The organism is Streptomyces sp. NPDC055955 (genome assembly GCF_042270245.1).
Classification (GTDB): Bacteria; Actinomycetota; Actinomycetes; order Streptomycetales; family Streptomycetaceae; genus Streptomyces.
The window spans coordinates 119,369-136,374 of sequence record NZ_JBHJYS010000008.1; the positions used below are offsets into that span (position 1 = coordinate 119,369).

The window sequence follows — 17,006 nt, forward strand, 5'->3', positions numbered from 1 at the left end:
GTCTCCCGCACGCAGCGGGGCGCAGCCGTACGCGTCCGGCCGGAGTCCGGTGAGTCCACTTGCCGAGAAAATCGAACACGCGCTCTAATTCGAGACATGGACCACCCCCTCCCCGATGACGTTCTGAACACACAGCGCGAGTGGGCCGTCACGTACGAGCGGCTCGCCGAGCAACCGGGCCGCACCGCACTGCGACGCCGCTTGTACCGCCTGTCCGTGCGACTGGCGGCCTACCCCCTCAGCCCCGCGGAGCGCGTGGAACTGCGGCGGCAGGCCCGAGGCGAGGGAGGCCCGCAGTGATCGACCATCTGACCGAGCGCCAGGAGCGCATCGTGCGATGCATCCGCGAGTGGGTCGCGGAAACCGGGGAGTACCCGACGGTCCGCGAGATCGGCGCCGGTGTCGGACTCAGCAGCCCCTCGAGCGTGCTGTACCACCTTCGCCGGATGGAGGCCCAGGGAATCCTGGTGCACGACGACCGACGACAGCGCTCGTACCGCCCCGCCGGGTGAGCCGCTTTCCCTCCGGACGGAGCCTGCCGCCGGCTGATGTGCGGCAGGCGGGCCGTACCGCCGCCCCGGCCGCACCGCGGCTGCCCTCTCGGCCCCACCGCCGCCCCGCCCTGACCAGGATTCCGGCGCTGCGCCGGAAAGCCCCGAGATATGCACCGAGCGCAGGGATTCCACTCGCTCAGCAGCCTGATGTCACACCTTGAGCCGTCCTGAAATGACAGCCGATGAGCCGATTACTACGTTCGTCGCAGGTCGGCTGTCCAGCTGGCGTCTCTGCAAGAGAGGAGTGACATGCCCACGCGAATCTTCATCGTGTCCGCCGCCGCGGTGGGGGCAGCGGTTCTTGCCACCACCGGCATCACCTATGCCGCACAGTCCGAATCGACCCAGGCCGCCCCGCCGGCCAAGCACGTCGCACCACCGGCCAAGCGGGCCGCCCCGCCCGTCAAGCAGGCCGCCCCCGCGGCGGCTCGCGCCGGTACCGACCGCACCGACGGCGGGGGGAACAAGGGCCGCGGCCACGAGGACCGCGACCGTGGCTACGGCGGAAAGAAGGAGGGAAGAATCCAGTTCAACGAACGCACGTACTCCGCCTTCACGGAGGGCTGCGTCCCCGCTGCCAGTGGACTGGGCTCGACCAGTTTCAGCATCGACAACGACAGCGACGCGATCGTCGAGGTCTACCGCGGGTTCAACTGCGACAACGGTGCGCCGGTGGCCACGGTCGGCCCTTACGGCGCCACTTATGGTGTCGCGCCCCAAACCGACCGAGGGAGCCGCTGGGGAGGAGGCGTCTTCGTCGACGACGGGGTCGTGGGCAGCTTCCGGGTGATCCGCTACCACGACGAGTGGTGACGCCACCGCCCTGAGCACGGGGCATCGCCGGCCCGTCGGAATCGGGCCGGCGATGCGGCCTCGTCGCACTGGCGTCCGTCCACAGCGGCGCCCGGCTCCGCCCGCTCCACGTCACACCTGGGGCACAGCACGCCGACCGACCAGGGCATCGGGCACAAGCGGACCCGTCCCTACCGAGCGGCGCGAGTCATTCCCCTTCTCGCCATCACCACCGCGGACAGACCGCGCCCAACAACCGGCCACCCGTCGGCCGCGCCCCGGCCCCTTCCAGTGGCGCAGACATACGACAACGGGCCCGTCGTCCCGTGGACAACGAGCCCGTCACCTGAATCCGCCGAGGCCAGCCGCGACTTCCGGGTCGGTCAGCCGGCTCCGACGAAGATCACCAGGAGCAGCCAGACCACCGGCGCCGTCGGAAGCAGCGAGTCGAGGCGGTCCATGATCCCGCCGTGCCCGGGGAGGAGCGTGCCCATGTCCTTGATCCCGAGGTCGCGCTTGATCATCGACTCTCCGAGGTCGCCGAGCGTGGCGCTGGCCGCGACGGCGAGCCCGAGCAGCAGCCCCTGCCACCAGGCACCGTCGTCGATCAGGAACTGCATGCACAGCGCGCCGGCCGCCATCGCGAACGTCACCGCGCCGACCAGGCCCTCGCGGGTCTTGCCGGGGCTGATGCGCGGGGCGAGCTTGTGCTTGCCGAAGCGCCAGCCGATCGCATACGCGCCGGTGTCGCTGACGACCGTGAGCAGCAGGAACGTCAGGACACGCTGCGGTCCGTCGTCCGCGGTGAGCATCAGCGCCACGAACGTCGCGAGGAACGGCACGTAGAACGCGGCGAAGACACCGGCCGTGACGTCCCTGAGGTAGCCCTCGGGGGGCTCCGTCATGCGCCAGACCAGCACCGCGAGCGCGGTGAGCGCCATCGCCACCCAGGCACCCTCGGTGCCACGGACGTATCCGGCGACGATCATCGCCGCGCCGCCGATCGCGAGCGGCACGAGGGGCGCCTTGATGCCCTTGCGCTCCTCGAGCCGCGAGGTGAGCTCCCAGAGGCCGACGACGACGGCCACCGCTATCACGCCGATGAACACGGCCTTGACGATGAAGAGCGACGCGACGATCACCGCGCCGAGCCCCACCCCGACTCCTATGGCTGCCCCGAGGTCACGGCCCGCGCTCTTCTTCGGCGGTGCGGGGACGGGCTGTGCGGCGCTTGGCATGGGCTCCTGCCGGCTCTCGTGCTGCTGCGCCTCGTGCGGCGTCACATACGGCGTCTGGTGCTGCGTCTGATGCTGTGTCGGATGCTGCGATTCGTGCTGCGCCCCTCGCGGCTGCCCGTACGGAGAGTCCCCGCTCGGCTGCCCGTGAGGAGAGTCCCCGCTCGGCTGCCCGTGCCGGGGCCCATGAGGGTGCTCGTGCTGCGTCCCGCCCGGCGACTCGTCGCGGAACAGGGGACCGCTCGGCCGAGCAGCCCCCCGATCGTCGTCCTGGTCACGACCACCGGCGGGTACGTCGGGCATTTCGGGCACGATGGGCATGGGCCGAGTCTCCTCAACCGCATGCTGTTCGTACGCGGGACCCGCCGGGGAAGCCCCCTGGGAAGGCCCCTGGTCGGGCGGCCCCCAGTACCCGGCTCCGGTCGGCGCTCCCCAGGAAGAGTCGTTCACGGATTCCTCAGACCTCGAGCAGCTCGGCTTCCTTGTGCTTGAGCAGCTCGTCCACCTGGGCGACGTACTTCGCGGTGGTGTCGTCGAGCTCCTTCTCGGCGCGGCGGCCCTCGTCCTCGCCGACCTCGCCGTCCTTGACGAGCTTGTCGATCGTCTCCTTGGCCTTGCGGCGGATGGAGCGGATCGAGATCTTGGAGTCCTCGGCCTTGGTCTTGGCGACCTTGATGTACTCCTTGCGACGGTCCTGGGTCAGCTCCGGGAACGTCACACGGATGATGTTGCCGTCGTTGCTCGGGTTGACGCCGAGGTCGGAGTCGCGGATCGCCTGCTCGATGTTGCGCAGCGCGCTCTTGTCGAACGGGGTCACCACGGCCATCCGCGGCTCGGGCACGGAGAACGAGGCCAGCTGGTTGATCGGGGTCAGCGCGCCGTAGTAGTCCGCCACGATCTTGTTGAACATCGCCGGGTGCGCACGGCCGGTGCGGATCGCGGCGAAGTCCTCCTTGGCGACCACGACGGCCTTCTCCATCTTCTCCTCGGCCTCGAGGAGGGTCTCTTCGATCACCACTTGCTCCTGCGTGTCTTGAGTGAGGCCCGGCATGCGCCCAGGGCGGCCGGCTGCGTCGTGTGTCTTTCCTGCACGGTGTCCGACCGGCAGGACATTGTCCATCCCCTGGCGGGGGGGGCGTGTCAGGCCCGCGTTCCGTGGTCGCCCACGAGCGTGCCGATCTTCTCACCCTTGACCGCTCGCGCGATATTGCCCTCGGCGAGCAGTTCGAAGACGAGGATGGGCAGCTTGTTGTCGCGGCACAGGGTGATCGCGGTCATGTCGGCGACCTTGAGGTCGCGGGTGATGACCTCGCCGTAGCTGAGCGCGTCGAACTTCACGGCCTCGGGGTTGGTCTTCGGGTCGGAGTCGTAGACCCCGTCCACCCCGTTCTTACCCATGAGCAGCGCCTCGGCGTCGATCTCCAGGGCGCGCTGGGCGGCGGTCGTGTCGGTGGAGAAGTACGGCATGCCCATACCGGCGCCGAAGATGACGACGCGGCCCTTCTCCAGGTGGCGCACGGCGCGCAGCGGGATGTACGGCTCGGCGACCTGCCCCATGGTGATGGCGGTCTGTACGCGGCTGTCGATGCCCTCCTTCTCCAGGAAGTCCTGGAGCGCGAGGCAGTTCATGACGGTGCCGAGCATGCCCATGTAGTCGGAGCGGGCCCGGTCCATGCCGCGCTGCTGGAGCTCGGCGCCGCGGAAGAAGTTGCCGCCGCCGATGACGACGGCGATCTGCGCGCCGTCGCGCACGACTGCCGCGATCTCACGGGCGATCTTGTGCACCACGTCGGGGTCGACGCCCAGACCCCCGCCACCGGCGAACGCCTCGCCGGACAGCTTCAGCAAAAAGCGCCCCGCGCCTTTGCCGTCGTCGCTCTTGTCGCCCTTGTCGGCCTTGGTGGTGGTCATGGTGATCTCGCCTCTTTACTTGGCACACATACAAAGAAGGCCATTGCCGGTGGGGTGTTGTTCGCATCCCATACTCGGCAATGGCCTCCTCGTCACATCTGCGGTCACCCGACGCGCACGCGCGTGCGGCGTACGCGGGAGACTGCTGTCGACCCTACTGGGATCTCGTCGACCCTAGCGGTGTCTTCCGGCTGTCGCGGTACGGACTCAGATGCCGACCTTGATGCGCGAGAAGCGCTTCAGGGTGACACCGGCCTCGTCCAGGACCTTCTGCACGGACTTCTTGTTGTCCAGCGCGTACGGCTGGCCGAGGAGCGTGGCCTCCTTGAAGAAGCCGTTGACGCGACCCTCGACGATCTTCGGGAGCGCGGCCTCGGGCTTGCCCTCGGCGCGGGTGGTCTCCTCGGCGACACGACGCTCGGACTCGACGACCTCGGCCGGGACGTCCTCACGGGAGAGGTACTTCGGCGCGAAGGCGGCGATGTGCTGCGCGATGCCCTTGGCGAGGTCGGCGTCGGCCTTGTCCAGCTCGACCAGAACACCGATCTGCGGGGGCAGGTCGGGCATGGTGCGGTGCATGTACGCGGTGACGTACGCGCCGGAGAACTGGGCGAAGCGGTCGAGGACGATCTTCTCGCCGAGGTTGGCGTTGGCCTCGTCGACGTACGCCTGGACGGTCTTGCCGGGCTCGATCTCGGACGCGAGCAGCGCCGCGATGTCGGCCGGGTTCGTCTTGGCGACGTGGGCGGCGAGGGAGTTCGCGACGGCCTGGAACTTCTCACCCTTGGCGACGAAGTCCGTCTCGCACTTCAGCTCGAGGATGACACCGGAGGTGTTGTCGTCGGCGATGAGGGAGACCACGGCGCCGTTCTCGGCGGAGCGGCCCTCGCGCTTGGCGACGCCCTTCTGGCCCTTGATGCGCAGGGCCTCGACGGCCTTGTCGACGCTGCCGTCGGCCTCGTCGAGCGCCTTCTTGCAGTCCATCATGCCGGCGCCCGTGAGCTCGCGGAGCTTCTTGACGTCAGCGGCGGTGTAGTTCGCCATGATCCTGAAATTCTCTCTCGAAGTCTGGAAGATCTACGGGTGAACGGCGGGGGCCGACTCGGCCCCCGCCGTCAACTACCGAACCGGTGAGGTTCAGGCCTGCTCGGCGTCCGCGGCCGGAGCCTCGGCGACAACCTCGGCCTCGGCGTCGGCGACCTTCTCCGTCTCGGCGGAGGTCTGGACCTCAGCCTCGGCGGCCGGCTGCTCGTCAGCCTTCTTCTCACCCTCGAGCAGGTCGCGCTCCCACTCGGCGAGCGGCTCGCCGGCGGCCTTCTCGCCCGGCTTCTGGTCGCCGGTGGCGGCACCGGAGCGGGCGATGAGGCCCTCGGCGACGGCGTCGGCGATCACGCGGGTGAGCAGGGTGACGGAGCGGATCGCGTCGTCGTTGCCCGGGATCTTGTAGTCGACCTCGTCGGGGTCGCAGTTGGTGTCGAGGATGGCGACGACCGGGATGTTGAGCTTCCGGGCCTCACCGACCGCGATGTGCTCCTTCTTGGTGTCCACGATCCAGACGGCGCTGGGCACCTTGGACATCTCGCGGATACCGCCGAGGGTCTTCTCCAGCTTGGCCTTCTCGCGGGAGAGGACGAGCAGCTCCTTCTTGGTGAGGCCGGACGCGGCCACATCCTCGAAGTCGATCTGCTCAAGCTCCTTGAGGCGCTGCAGACGCTTGTAGACGGTCGAGAAGTTGGTGAGCATGCCGCCCAGCCAGCGCTGGTTGACGTAGGGCATGCCGACGCGGGTCGCCTGCTCGGCGATCGCCTCCTGCGCCTGCTTCTTCGTACCGACGAACATGACCGTGCCGCCGTGGGCGACGGTCTCCTTGACGAACTCGTAGGCGCGGTCGATGTACGACAGCGACTGGAGCAGGTCGATGATGTAGATGCCGTTGCGCTCGGTGAAGATGAAGCGCTTCATCTTCGGGTTCCAGCGACGGGTCTGGTGACCGAAGTGGACGCCGCTTTCCAGCAGCTCCCGCATCGTGACGACGGCCATGGCCGTACTCCTTGGGTTCTCGGTTGCCGCGACCGCAGGATTGCTGTCGCGCCTGACGCCCCGCGCGCTGTGCCACGAGGGACCGAGGAGCGCGGACACCGTCACGAATGAACTGGTGTTGGGGCGTGCGAAGTCGATCCGGTGACCCGGATCGCCATCAGAAGTGTACGGGACCCGCGAGGTGCCGGGTGACGCCGCTGTCCACAACCGGCCGGTGGTCCACAGTTGCGGTCCATGATCCCCGCGGATCGCGCCGGGAAGGGACCGTTCGGTGCATGCGACTGATGCTGATGCTGACGATGACCGCGGCGCTGTCCGGCCTCGTGCCGCCCCCGCCGGTACCCGCCGTGGGCACCGCCTGGCCGGTGGGGACGCGGCCACCGATCGTACGGGGCTGGGCCCCGCCCGCGACGGAGTACGGGCCGGGCCACCGCGGCGTGGATCTGGCCGCGCCCGTCGGCGCCCCGGTCAGAGCGGTGGCGCCCGGCCGGGTGTCCTTCGCGGGGCGCGTGGCGGGCACCGGGGTGGTGGCGGTGGAACTGTCCGGAACGGGCGACCCGCCTCTGCGCACCACGTACGAACCGGTGACGCCATCGGTGAAGAAGGGCGCCCGGGTGGCGCCGGGCGAGTTGCTGGGTGTGCTGGAACCCCCGGCGAACCACTGCGGCCCTACGCCATGCCTGCACTGGGGCTTGCTGCGCGGCGACACGTATCTGGACCCGCTGTCACTGCTGCCCCCGCGACTGCTGCGACAAGGTCCGTCGCGGCTGCTGCCGGTGCCCCCGACTGCCGCCGCACCGGGACGGGTCCCGCCCGGGACCGACCCACCACCGGCGCTCCCACCACTGGCCCCACGACTACCGCCCCGATCCGGCGCCGTCACCGGTACGACGCCAGGCACCGCACCGAGGCCGGTTCCGCCGCCGCTCGTCCCGGCGCCGTCTCCAGGGCTCGCGCCCGGGATCAGCCGCTGACGCCCCGCAGGGCCATGCCCACGGCCGCCTCGGTGATCGCCGAGGGGTCTTCCGCCGCGCCCAGTTCGATCCGGCGGACCGCCGCATCCACGACTCCCTGAAGGAGCATCGCCGCGAGGCGTGGTTCCGTGTGGCCCATGTCGGCGAGCGCCTCGACGATCATCGCGACCAGACCGCCGTGCGCGGCGCGGATCTTCTCGCGCGCCCCTGAGTCGAGCTCGCTCGCCGAGATGGCCACGACGGCGCGGTGTCGCCGATCGCCCACCAGCGAGAGCTGCTCCCGCACATACGCCTCGACCTTGCCCTCGGGCGTACCCGCACGCTCCATCGCCGTGGAGACCTCCGCCGCCCAGGCGGGGAAGTCGACCTCACAGAGCTCTTCGACGACCGCGGCCCGTGACCGGAAGTACTCGTACACGGAGGACCGGGCGAGCCCGGTGCGCTCGGCGAGCGCGGGGAAGGTCAGCGCCTCCGTCCCGCCCTCGGACAACAGGGAGCGCGCCGCGTCCAGAAGGGCGCCGCGCTGCATCGACCGGTGCTCGGCCACTGAGGCCGCTCGAATCCTTGGCACGCCACCACTTTACGGACGGGACGCGCGCCGCGGGAGTCGTCCCGCCCCGCGCACGGCCCGGCAGGGACGATTCCGCATCGTCAGCGCCGGAAGCCGGCCAGCTTCGCGCGGAGCTGGAGGACGGACTTGGTGTGGATCTGGCTGACGCGGCTCTCGGTCACCCCGAGCACATTGCCGATCTCCGCGAGGGTCAGGCCCTCGTAGTAGTAGAGCGTCACCACGGTCTTCTCACGCTCCGGCAGCGTATTGATCGCGCGCGCCAGATACCGCCGCAGCTCGCGGTCCTCGGCGACCTCGACCGGGTCGTCGGCGGACTGGTCCTCGAGCGTGTCCATCAGGCTGAGCCGGTCGCCGCTCTCGCCGCCGGCGTGCAGCAGCTCTTCGAGGGCCACCACGTTCGCGAGGGACAACTGGCTGAAGACCGCGTGCAGTTCCTCGATCTTGATGCCGAGCTCGGCGGCGACCTCGCTCTCCGACGGGGTCCGCCGCAACTTCGCCTCGAGCGTGGCGTACGCCCGCTCGACATTGCGCGCCTTCTGCCGTACGGAGCGCGGAATCCAGTCGAGCGCCCGGAGTTCGTCGATCATGGCGCCGCGGATCCGGGTGATCGCGTACGTCTCGAACTTGATCTCGCGCTCGATGTCGAACTTCTCGATCGCGTCGATCAGCCCGAAGACGCCCGAGGACACGAAGTCGGCCTGTTCGACATTGGGCGGCAGCCCGACGCTGACGCGTCCCGCGACGTATTTGACCAGCGGCGAGTAGTGCAGGATGAGCTGCTCGCGCAATCGCCCGTCACCCGTCGCCTTGTACGACCTCCACAGCTCCTCGAGCGAAGAGGGAGCAGGAGGCCGCACGCCGCCACGGGCAGCGGGGGGAACCGCAGCCCGGTCAGACCCGGAGGTGTGCTGGGGCATTCGTCGCCTTGTGCCGTTCTGCCGTGAACTTGTGTTTTGTTCGCCTGAGGCCGGACTGAGGGTAAAGATCCCAAGGTAACTGTCTGATGCTCGGTTGCCCATCTGATCGTGGTTGCTCTTCGTTGCCGGGCTGATTCCGGATTGAACCGAACGAGCCGGAATCCAGGTGAGCGTAGCGTGACTGCGGTGTCGCAGTGTGCGAAGGCTATGGGATCGCGCGTGCGCAGATACGTTCCGTTGGGCGACTTGCGAGATCACATCTGTCGCTGTAAGTGACCAGGGCGAAACGCCAACGCCCCGTAATGCCAAGGGGTTCGGCCGTCATCCGGACGGCTCAATACCCTCCGTCACCGATTATCCTCGGGCGGCCGGACAGGCCGGATCGCCTGGCGTGTCAACTGCCAGCCATCGCTGTGTCGTTCGACGAACCCCAGTGAGTGCAGTTCGTACAACCTCCCGATTGTGTCGTCGACTCCGATGCCCACGGCCCGGGCGATGTCCCCCGCACCGACAGCTCTGCCGACGGGCAGCGCCGCCAGGACCGCCGCGGCGCCCGGCGCGAGCAGATCGTGCGGCAGTACGGGACCGCGCCGCCTCGGCGCGAGCTCCCCCATGTCCCCGACCAGCTCCATGACTTCCGCCGCGTCGGTGACGAGAGCGGCTTCCCCGCGCAGCAGTTCGTGCACCCCTGCGGAACGGGTGCTCGTGACCGGCCCGGGAACCCCCATCGTGTGACGGCCCAGACGCTGAGCCCAGCGCGCCGTACCGAGAGCACCGCTGCGGTACGCGGCCTCCACGACGACGGTCCCCCGGGTGAGCGCGGCGATCAGGCGGTTGCGGAGGATGAATCTGCTCCGCGTCGGATGATCACCGGGTGGCAACTCCGCGATGACGAGACCCTGTTCCGCGATCCGGTCGATCAGCTGGACGTGGCCGCGTGGATAGGGCCGGTCGACCCCGCAGGCAAGGACCGCCACGGTGGCACCGCTCGCGCCCAGGGTCCCTCGGTGCGCGGCTGCGTCCACTCCGTACGCCCCGCCCGACACGACGACGCCGCCGCGCTCCGCGAGCCCCGCTCCGAGGCTCGCCGCCACCCGCGCCCCGTAGTCCGTGCAGGCCCGCGCCCCCACGACCCCGACGGACCGCAACGCCCACATCCGCAGGGAGGGCCGCCCCCGCACCCACAGGGCGACGGGCCGCGCGTCGCCGAGATCGTCCAGCTGGGCCGGCCACTCGGCGTCCCCGGGACACACGATCCGCGCCCCCACGCCCGCCGCCCGCTCCAGGTCACGCTCGGGCGACACGCCGGCCGCCCTGGCCCGCAGCCCCGCCCACCGGCCCTCGCTCACCTGGGGCAACGGCTCCCCGTCCTCGACGATGCGCCGCACGACGTCCACCGCTCCGAACTCCCTGATCCACCGCCCCGCCCTCTCGTCTCCGGGCTCGACGATCCGGGTGAGGGCGGCCCTGGCCAGCCGGATTCCGTCGGAGACCTCCGCCCCGCTCACGCCGACCCCCCGATGGCCATGGCCACACCCCGCGAGATCCCGGTGCGCAGCTGAAGGGCGAGCGCCACGTCCTGCGCGCGTGGCCGGTCGTGGCCGCACAGGTCGGCGACGGTCCAGGCGACCCGCAGCACACGGTCGACGCCCCGGGCGGTCAGGAAGCCGCGCTCCAGGTCGTTCTCGACCTCGTCCATGACTCCCGGTCCCGCGGGCCACCGGGTGCGCAGGGCGTGCCCGGGCACCTCGCTGTTCGTCCGCCACGGCGTCTGAGCGAGCCGCGCCGCGGCCCGCTCCCTGGCGGCCCTCACGCGCTCGCGCACGACGGCGGTGGTCTCGCCCTGTGTGCCGCTCCCGGTCAGCTCGGCCCGCGTGACGGGCTCCACGTCCACCCTGAGGTCGACGCGGTCGAGCAGGGGACCGGAGAGGCGCGCCTGATAGCGGCGGACCGCCGCCGGAGGACACTCACAGCCGCCGCCCACGAGCGCGTGGTTGCCGCACGGGCACGGGTTGGCTGCCAGCGCCATCAGAAAGCGGGCGGGCAGCCGCACCACCCCGGCGCTGCGGGCGATGACCACGTGGCCCGACTCCAGCGGCTGGCGCAGTGCGTCGAGTGCCTGCCCGCTGAACTCCGGCGCCTCGTCCAGAAAAAGCACTCCTCTGTGGGACAACGACACCGCGCCCGGTCGCGGCATCCCCTGTCCGCCGCCGACGAGCGACTGCATCGTCGCCGAGTGGTGGGGCGCGCAGTAGGGGGCGGCGTCGACCATCGGTTTGCCCGGCGGAAGCATGCCCGCCACCGAGTGAATGGCCGTCACTTCGAGGGCTTCCTCGCGGGTGAGCGGCGGCATGACCAGCGGCAGCCGCTCGGCGAGCATGGTCTTGCCGGCACCTGGCGGTCCCTGGAGGAGGACGTGATGGGCGCCGGCGGCCGCGACCTCGATCGCCGTGCGTGCCGCGCGCTGGCCGACGACATCGGCCAGATCGAGGGCGTGGGCGTCGTGCGGCATCCCGGCGAGGCCCACACCGAGACCCTGGCCCGGAATGCTCAGGCCGGCGAGCATCGAGTCAGGGCGCCCGGTCTCGTCGGGCGGCTCGTCCGGGACCGGCTCGTCCGTGAGGACCGCGATGAGCTGGCGCAGACTCCGTACGCCGAGGACCGAGACACCCGGGACGAGAGCGGCCTCGCCTGCCGAACACTCGGGGACCACGACCTGCTCGTAGCCCGCGTCGGCCGCCGCCAGGACGGCCGGCAGCACCCCGCGAACGGGCCGGACCCGGCCGTCGAGCCCCAGCTCGCCGATCATCACGATCTCGCAGAGGACCCGTGGATCGATCCGCTCGGCAGCGCCCAGCACCGCGCTGGCGATGGCCAGGTCGAATCCGCTGCCGCTCTTGGGTACGGACGCCGGGCTCAGCCCCACCGTGAGCTTCTTCTGCGGCCACTCCCCGCCGGAGTTGACGACCGCCGCCCTGACCCGGTCGCGGCTCTCCGACAGGCTCTTGTCGGGCAGTCCGACCAGTGTGAAGGCGGCGACCCCGGGCTCCAGGTCGGCCTGGACCTCGACGACCACGCCCTCGACCCCGACGAGGGCCACGGAGCAGGTGCGCGCGAACCCCATCAGGCCACCCCCCGCGCGTGCTCGACGACGGGGGCGCCGCGCTCCGGCAGAAGGACCCCGACCACATCGATGCGTACGCCGCCGGGTGGCGCTCCCCCGTGTTCCTGCACCCAGCGCTCCGCGAGGTCCCGCAGCCGCTGGGTCTTGGCGGGTGTGACCGCGGCCATCGGGTGCTCGAAGGACCCGGCCGGGCCGGACGCCCTGCGGGTCTTCACCTCGCAGACGACGAGGGCGTCGCCCTCCCGGGCGACGATGTCGATCTCACCGGTCCTGCCCGCGCGCCAGTTGCGCTCGATGACCGTCAGTCCGGACTCGGCCAGCCGCCGTGCGGCCAGCTCCTCGCCGTACTTTCCGAGTGCGCTGCGCGCCTTGGACGCCTTCATGTCGGCACCACCTCCGACGCCCACGCTGAGGCATGGGCGCCGAAGAAGTGGATCTTGGTGCACTACTCACGGGTTGTGGACAACCCAGCCACCCGATCCAGCGAGCCTCACCTACTCAAGGACGCCGGATCACCCGCCCGGCAGCTCCAGATCGCTCTTGTTCAGCTCCTCGATGTTCACGTCCTTGAACGTGAGCACCCGGACCTGCTTCACGAACCGTGCGGGCCTGTACATGTCCCACACCCAGGCATCCGCCATGGACACCTCGAAAAAAACCTCACCCTGGACCGAGTGCACCTGCATCTCGTAGTCGTTGGTGAGGTAGAAGCGCCGTTCGGTCTCGATCACGTATTTGAACAGACCGACGACGTCGCGGTACTCCCGGTAGAGCTTCAGCTCCATCTCGGTCTCGTACTTCTCGAGGTCCTCGGCGCTCATGGCATGTTCCCCTTCAGCCGTGCGTCCCCCTATTGTGCGTCAGCCCCGTACGCCTCTAGACGATTTCCGTGTCGAGGACTTGGGGACGACTCGGGGGACCCTCGTCGAGCAGCCGTTCCAGCAGCCCGGCGAGCCTGGTCGGATACACCGTCTCATGTGCCTCGGTCAGTTCCCGGCACGTCCACCAACGTGCTCCGGCGACGCTGCGCCGTTCCAGCTCGGTCAGGCCCGCCCCGGCGATCTCCGCCCCGGCCACAGCGGCCGTCGTACGGGCCAGGAAGTACCACTCGTCCTGGTCCCAGCGCCGCCCGTCGAACGGGAAGGAGCAGGTGCGCCGCCACAGGACCGGGCCGAGCTCGACGTCGGTGATGCCCGTCTCCTCCGCGAGCTCGCGCAGTGCGGCCTGCTCACGGGTCTCGTCGCCCTCCAGTCCGCCGCCCGGGGTGAACCACCAGTCGTCGGCGGTGTCGCCGGGCTCGTGCCCGTGGAGCAGCAGAATGCGGTCGTCGGGGTCGAGCAGTACGACCCGCGCCACCTTCCGCAGCTCCCGGCCGGCGCCGGGCGGCTCAGCCCGCAAGGGCCCGCTCCCGCGCCGACGTCTGCGACCGGCCGCCGCTCCTGCTCGCGCGCTTGGCGATCGGCCCGTACGCGGCCCCGCCGAGCACCAGGACGGCTCCCGCGACCACGGCGGCCAGAACCAGCCTCAGGGGACCCGGCTGGGAGAGCCCGCCCGGCAGCGCCTCGAAGCCCGTGGGCCGCGCGAGCATGCCGTCCATGGGCCAGGCCACGGCGTCGACCCGGGCGGCCACGGCGCTGCGCGGCACCGTTCCGTGGTTGGAGTCGCCGATGTGGACGCTGGAGTCGAGAGAGCCGCTGCGCTCGTCACCGAGCAGGAAGAGCCGACCCTCGGGAACCGTGGTGGCCGGGATGCCCGTGGCCGAGGGGCCCTGCCCCTTGGGGAGATACGGTTCGTCGATCCCCTTGCCGTTCACGGTCAGCTTGCCGGCCTCGCAGCAGGCGATCTTGTCGCCGCCGATGCCGACGACCCGCTTGACCATCGGCATGTCGCCCCACACCGAATCCGTGAAGACGACGACGTCGCCGCGCTTGACCTCACTGCCGTCGATGCGCTGCGCGAGAACCCGGTCGCCGGCGCCGATCGTCGGCGTCATCGACTCGGTGGGCACCGTGTACGGCTGGTACACGATGGCGCCCCACACGAACCCGCCCAGGAACAGCACACAGCCAAGGGCCACGGCCAACCCCGACAGCATGCTGCCGAGCCGGCCATGGCCCTCGTCCGTACGACGCGTCCTGCTCATCCCAGTTGCTCCCCGCCTCGGAGATTCGCCGCGGAAGATCGGCGATCTGGGACGGCACCCTACCCGGCGGTCTTCACCTCAGAAACCCTGGTGTTCCCCTGGGTAAGCCGACGCCTGCGCCACAGGACGAGCGGCGCGGCGCCCGCGAGCCCGAGCGCGCCCGGGGCCGCTCCCATCGCGGCGTTCAGGCCCGGCTGGTCGAAGGTCTCCGGCACAGGCAGGGTCGTCCAGCGGGTGGGCGGCCAGGCGACCACGATCGCGCGGCCCACGACGTTGTCCACGGGGACGAAGCCCTGGTTGCTGTCCTGCTGGTGGTACCGGGAGTCCATCGAGTCCTGACGGTGGTCACCCATGACCCAAACTTTGCCAATGGGTACGGTGACCTTGAACTTGCCGCCCACATTGTCGTCGCTGCACGGGGTGTTCCCCGGGTAGACGTACGGCTCGTTGAGCGCCTTGCCGTTGACCTGGAGCGGTCCCGTCCCGTTGCACTCGATGGTGTCGCCGCCGACGCCGATGACGCGCTTGATGAGGTCCTTTTCGTTCGTGGACGGCATGAGCCCGATCCAGCCGAGGAGCCGCTGCACCGGATTCGGCTCGGCCGTCGGCTCGTCCTTCAGCCAGCCGTCCGGGTCGTGGAAGACGATGACCTCGCCGCGCCCGGGCTCGGAGCCGAACCACGGCGTCAGCTTGTCGACGAGCACGCGGTCGCCGATCTGCAGGGTGTTCTCCATGGACGCCGACGGAATCGAGAACGCCTGTACCAGGAACGTCTTGATGACCAGCGCCAGAACCAGCGCGATGACGATGAGGAGCGGAAGCTCCTTCCAGAAGGAGCGGGGCTTCTTCGCCCGACCGCCCGACCTGCTGGCGCCCTCGGCGCCGCCTCCCGGACCGTCGCCGCGGCCACCACTGTGTCCGTTGCCGTCCGCGCCGTTACTCTCGAGGTTCACGGCGCCCGTCGCGGCCGCTGCCGCTCCGTCGTCGGATCGCCCGGGCTGCTCGTCGGGCCCGTGCCCTGACCGTGCGCCGACCGCCAAGTCCCCCACATCCACTCCTCACTCCGTGCCGCCGCCTGTCGTCCCATACGCGATGCAGGCCCACCACTCCCATAACGAGCGGGAGTTCCGCAGGGCTCGGGAGAGGGATCAATCCGTTCAGATCCTCGGAGGCCACCCTATGCGACGGTTGCCTGGCTGCGGCCGACCTGTTCTGCGCGGCGCCCACAGTCGCATAGGTGCCCGGCTCCGGGAGCGTGCTCCAGTGACCGACCGGCCAGGCGATGACGCGGGCCCGGCCGACGACCGACTTCTCCGAGACGGTGCCGCTGAATGCCTCGGTGCGGTGGAAGCGGGAGTCGGCCGAGTTGGAGCGGTGGTCGCCCATCACGAACAGGCGCCCCTCGGGCACCTTGACCTCGAACTCGAACTTTGACGGCACGTCACCCGGGTGGATGTACGGCTCGTTCAGGGGCGTCCCGTTGACCGTGACGCGGCCCTGCTTGTCGCAGCACTTGACGGTGTCACCGCCGACCGCGACGACCCTCTTGATGAGGTCGCGCTCGTCGTCCGAGGGCAACAGGCCGATCCAGCTGAGCCCTTCCTTCACCTGTTTGACGCCGACAGGGGCGTCCTTCTTCGTGCCCTGTTCCTGTTCCAGCCATTTGCCGGGGTCCTTGAAGACGACGACATCGCCGCGGTGCGGCTTCGCGCCGAACCACGGGGTGAACTTGTCGACGAGGACCCGGTCGCCGATCCTGATCGTCTGCTCCATGGAGCCGGACGGGATCACGAAGGCCTGGACGAGGAACGTCTTCAGGACGAGTGCTATCAGCAGCGCGACCCCTATGAGGAGCGGGATCTCCTTGAGCGCGGAGCGCTGTCGGCGTCGCTTGACCTTGCGCGCCAGCCTGCGCCGCTCGGCACGGCCCGGCAGCGGCGGGCTGCCGGCGCGCCGCGTCCCGGTGGGCAGGCGGGTGTCGCCGCCGCCCCTGCGCGAGGGGGAGCGTCCACGGTTACCCATGGGCCCCGCCAGGTGCGGGCACGCGCGCGTAGACGTCGTTTCGGGACAGGGAGCCCCAGTGACCCGTCGGCCAGGCGATCCACTGGGCCTTGCCGATCACTTCACCCACGGGGACCATGCCGCCGCCGGGCGCGCCCAGGTAGTCGCGTGAGTCCCGCGAGTCGCCCCGGTGATCACCGAGCAGGAAGAGGGTGCCGTCGGGCACGACGAGGTCGAAGGGGGCCTCGGAAGGGGTGTTTCCGGGGTACAGGAACGTGCTCTCGTCCACCGGTTCGCCGTTCACCCCGATCCTCCCCTTGCTGTCGCAGCAGACCACATGGTCTCCCCCCACGCCCACGACCCGCTTGATGTAGTCGGCGTCACCGAAGTACCCGGTCCCGTCGAAGACCACGACGTCGCCCCGCTGCGGCTCAGCACCGAAACGGTACGCCAACTTGTTTACGAGAACGCGGTCCCCGACCCTCAATGCGGGCTCCATGGAACCGCTGGGGATCTGGAAGGGCTGCATCACGAAGACGCTCAGCAGGAGCAGCAGAACGAGGCCGAGCAGCGCCGACAGAGTCAGGCGGCCGCCGGGAAGCCAGGACGCGACCCACGACACAAACGCGAAACGCGACCGCTCCTCCCCACCCTCGTGTACGGAGGGACGGGAGGCGCGATCGCGTTCCGTTGTCTGTGCTTCGGTGTCCATCGAGGCCAGATGTTATCCGGCCCGGCTGTGAC

At 70.0% G+C, this 17,006-nt stretch carries 19 protein-coding genes and 1 pseudogene; 4 read left to right on the forward strand and 16 right to left on the reverse strand.

Annotated elements, in window-relative coordinates; translation table 11 throughout:
• The first annotated feature begins 96 nt into the window (after window positions 1–96).
• The 3 genes from ACFC96_RS18155 to ACFC96_RS18165 all read left to right on the forward strand — a co-directional run bounded on the left by ACFC96_RS18155 (window position 97) and on the right by ACFC96_RS18165 (window position 1,367).
• A complete protein-coding gene (locus tag ACFC96_RS18155; protein WP_376613115.1) occupies window positions 97–300 on the forward strand; it encodes a hypothetical protein in 204 nt (67 codons plus the stop codon).
• Entirely contained in the window at window positions 297–512 is a 216-nt protein-coding gene (locus ACFC96_RS18160) for a hypothetical protein (protein ID WP_376227483.1), read from the forward strand. The genes ACFC96_RS18155 and ACFC96_RS18160 overlap by 4 nt, the downstream gene beginning before the upstream one ends.
• 291 nt (window positions 513–803) lie before the next feature.
• Window positions 804–1,367, forward strand: coding sequence for a hypothetical protein (locus tag ACFC96_RS18165; RefSeq protein ID WP_376227481.1), 564 nt, complete (start codon window positions 804–806; stop codon window positions 1,365–1,367).
• A 362-nt stretch (window positions 1,368–1,729) separates the two neighbouring features.
• Here the strand turns inward: ACFC96_RS18165 and ACFC96_RS18170 are convergent, their stop codons facing one another.
• The 5 genes from ACFC96_RS18170 to rpsB all read right to left on the reverse strand — a co-directional run bounded on the left by ACFC96_RS18170 (window position 1,730) and on the right by rpsB (window position 6,532).
• A complete protein-coding gene (locus ACFC96_RS18170) occupies window positions 1,730–3,031 on the reverse strand; it encodes a phosphatidate cytidylyltransferase (RefSeq protein ID WP_376259130.1) in 1,302 nt (433 codons plus the stop codon).
• A 7-nt stretch (window positions 3,032–3,038) separates the two neighbouring features.
• Window positions 3,039–3,596, reverse strand: a complete 558-nt coding sequence (gene frr, locus ACFC96_RS18175) for a ribosome recycling factor (protein WP_093780078.1) — start codon at window positions 3,594–3,596, stop codon at window positions 3,039–3,041.
• Window positions 3,597–3,721: 125 nt separating this feature from the next.
• Window positions 3,722–4,492: a UMP kinase gene (gene pyrH / locus ACFC96_RS18180; protein WP_100595086.1), complete on the reverse strand. Its 771-nt coding sequence runs from the start codon at window positions 4,490–4,492 to the stop codon at window positions 3,722–3,724.
• Between the two features lie 207 nt (window positions 4,493–4,699).
• Window positions 4,700–5,536: a translation elongation factor Ts gene (tsf, locus tag ACFC96_RS18185; RefSeq protein ID WP_376259132.1), complete on the reverse strand. Its 837-nt coding sequence runs from the start codon at window positions 5,534–5,536 to the stop codon at window positions 4,700–4,702.
• A 93-nt stretch (window positions 5,537–5,629) separates the two neighbouring features.
• The gene (gene rpsB, locus ACFC96_RS18190; RefSeq protein WP_376259134.1) at window positions 5,630–6,532 is read right to left on the reverse strand and encodes a 30S ribosomal protein S2; all 903 of its coding nucleotides are present in this window, start codon (window positions 6,530–6,532) and stop codon (window positions 5,630–5,632) included.
• 284 nt (window positions 6,533–6,816) lie between these two features.
• Here rpsB and ACFC96_RS18195 point away from each other — a divergent pair.
• Window positions 6,817–7,311: pseudogene (locus tag ACFC96_RS18195) on the forward strand (murein hydrolase activator EnvC family protein); the annotation flags it as partial.
• Between the two features lie 184 nt (window positions 7,312–7,495).
• On the opposite strand, the gene ACFC96_RS18200 reads toward ACFC96_RS18195, so the two are convergent.
• From ACFC96_RS18200 to lepB (ACFC96_RS18250), 11 genes are all read right to left on the reverse strand, one after another.
• Window positions 7,496–8,053, reverse strand: coding sequence for a TetR/AcrR family transcriptional regulator (locus tag ACFC96_RS18200; RefSeq protein WP_376613272.1), 558 nt, complete (start codon window positions 8,051–8,053; stop codon window positions 7,496–7,498).
• 104 nt (window positions 8,054–8,157) lie between these two features.
• Window positions 8,158–8,994 (reverse strand): RNA polymerase sigma factor WhiG, encoded by an 837-nt coding sequence (gene whiG, locus ACFC96_RS18205; protein WP_376259136.1) that lies wholly within the window; start codon window positions 8,992–8,994, stop codon window positions 8,158–8,160.
• A gap of 347 nt (window positions 8,995–9,341) precedes the next feature.
• A complete protein-coding gene (gene dprA / locus ACFC96_RS18210; protein WP_376613117.1) occupies window positions 9,342–10,502 on the reverse strand; it encodes a DNA-processing protein DprA in 1,161 nt (386 codons plus the stop codon).
• Complete coding sequence (locus tag ACFC96_RS18215; protein WP_376613119.1) at window positions 10,499–12,118, reverse strand: YifB family Mg chelatase-like AAA ATPase; 1,620 nt, start codon at window positions 12,116–12,118, stop codon at window positions 10,499–10,501. Before ACFC96_RS18215 ends, dprA begins: the two co-directional genes overlap by 4 nt.
• Window positions 12,118–12,501: a YraN family protein gene (locus ACFC96_RS18220; protein ID WP_376259144.1), complete on the reverse strand. Its 384-nt coding sequence runs from the start codon at window positions 12,499–12,501 to the stop codon at window positions 12,118–12,120. Before ACFC96_RS18220 ends, ACFC96_RS18215 begins: the two co-directional genes overlap by 1 nt.
• 129 nt (window positions 12,502–12,630) lie before the next feature.
• Window positions 12,631–12,939 (reverse strand): DUF2469 domain-containing protein, encoded by a 309-nt coding sequence (locus tag ACFC96_RS18225; protein ID WP_003965949.1) that lies wholly within the window; start codon window positions 12,937–12,939, stop codon window positions 12,631–12,633.
• Window positions 12,940–12,994: 55 nt separating this feature from the next.
• Window positions 12,995–13,516 (reverse strand): NUDIX hydrolase, encoded by a 522-nt coding sequence (locus tag ACFC96_RS18230; protein ID WP_116509352.1) that lies wholly within the window; start codon window positions 13,514–13,516, stop codon window positions 12,995–12,997.
• Entirely contained in the window at window positions 13,506–14,261 is a 756-nt protein-coding gene (gene lepB / locus ACFC96_RS18235; protein WP_376613121.1) for a signal peptidase I, read from the reverse strand. Before lepB (ACFC96_RS18235) ends, ACFC96_RS18230 begins: the two co-directional genes overlap by 11 nt.
• A 59-nt stretch (window positions 14,262–14,320) precedes the next feature.
• The gene (gene lepB / locus ACFC96_RS18240) at window positions 14,321–15,310 is read right to left on the reverse strand and encodes a signal peptidase I (RefSeq protein WP_376259147.1); all 990 of its coding nucleotides are present in this window, start codon (window positions 15,308–15,310) and stop codon (window positions 14,321–14,323) included.
• Window positions 15,198–16,283: a signal peptidase I gene (gene lepB, locus ACFC96_RS18245; protein ID WP_376613122.1), complete on the reverse strand. Its 1,086-nt coding sequence runs from the start codon at window positions 16,281–16,283 to the stop codon at window positions 15,198–15,200. The genes lepB (ACFC96_RS18240) and lepB (ACFC96_RS18245) overlap by 113 nt, the downstream gene beginning before the upstream one ends.
• On the reverse strand, window positions 16,276–16,974 hold the full coding sequence (gene lepB, locus ACFC96_RS18250) for a signal peptidase I (RefSeq protein ID WP_376613124.1): 699 nt from the start codon (window positions 16,972–16,974) through the stop codon (window positions 16,276–16,278). Before lepB (ACFC96_RS18250) ends, lepB (ACFC96_RS18245) begins: the two co-directional genes overlap by 8 nt.
• Window positions 16,975–17,006 lie beyond the last annotated feature (32 nt).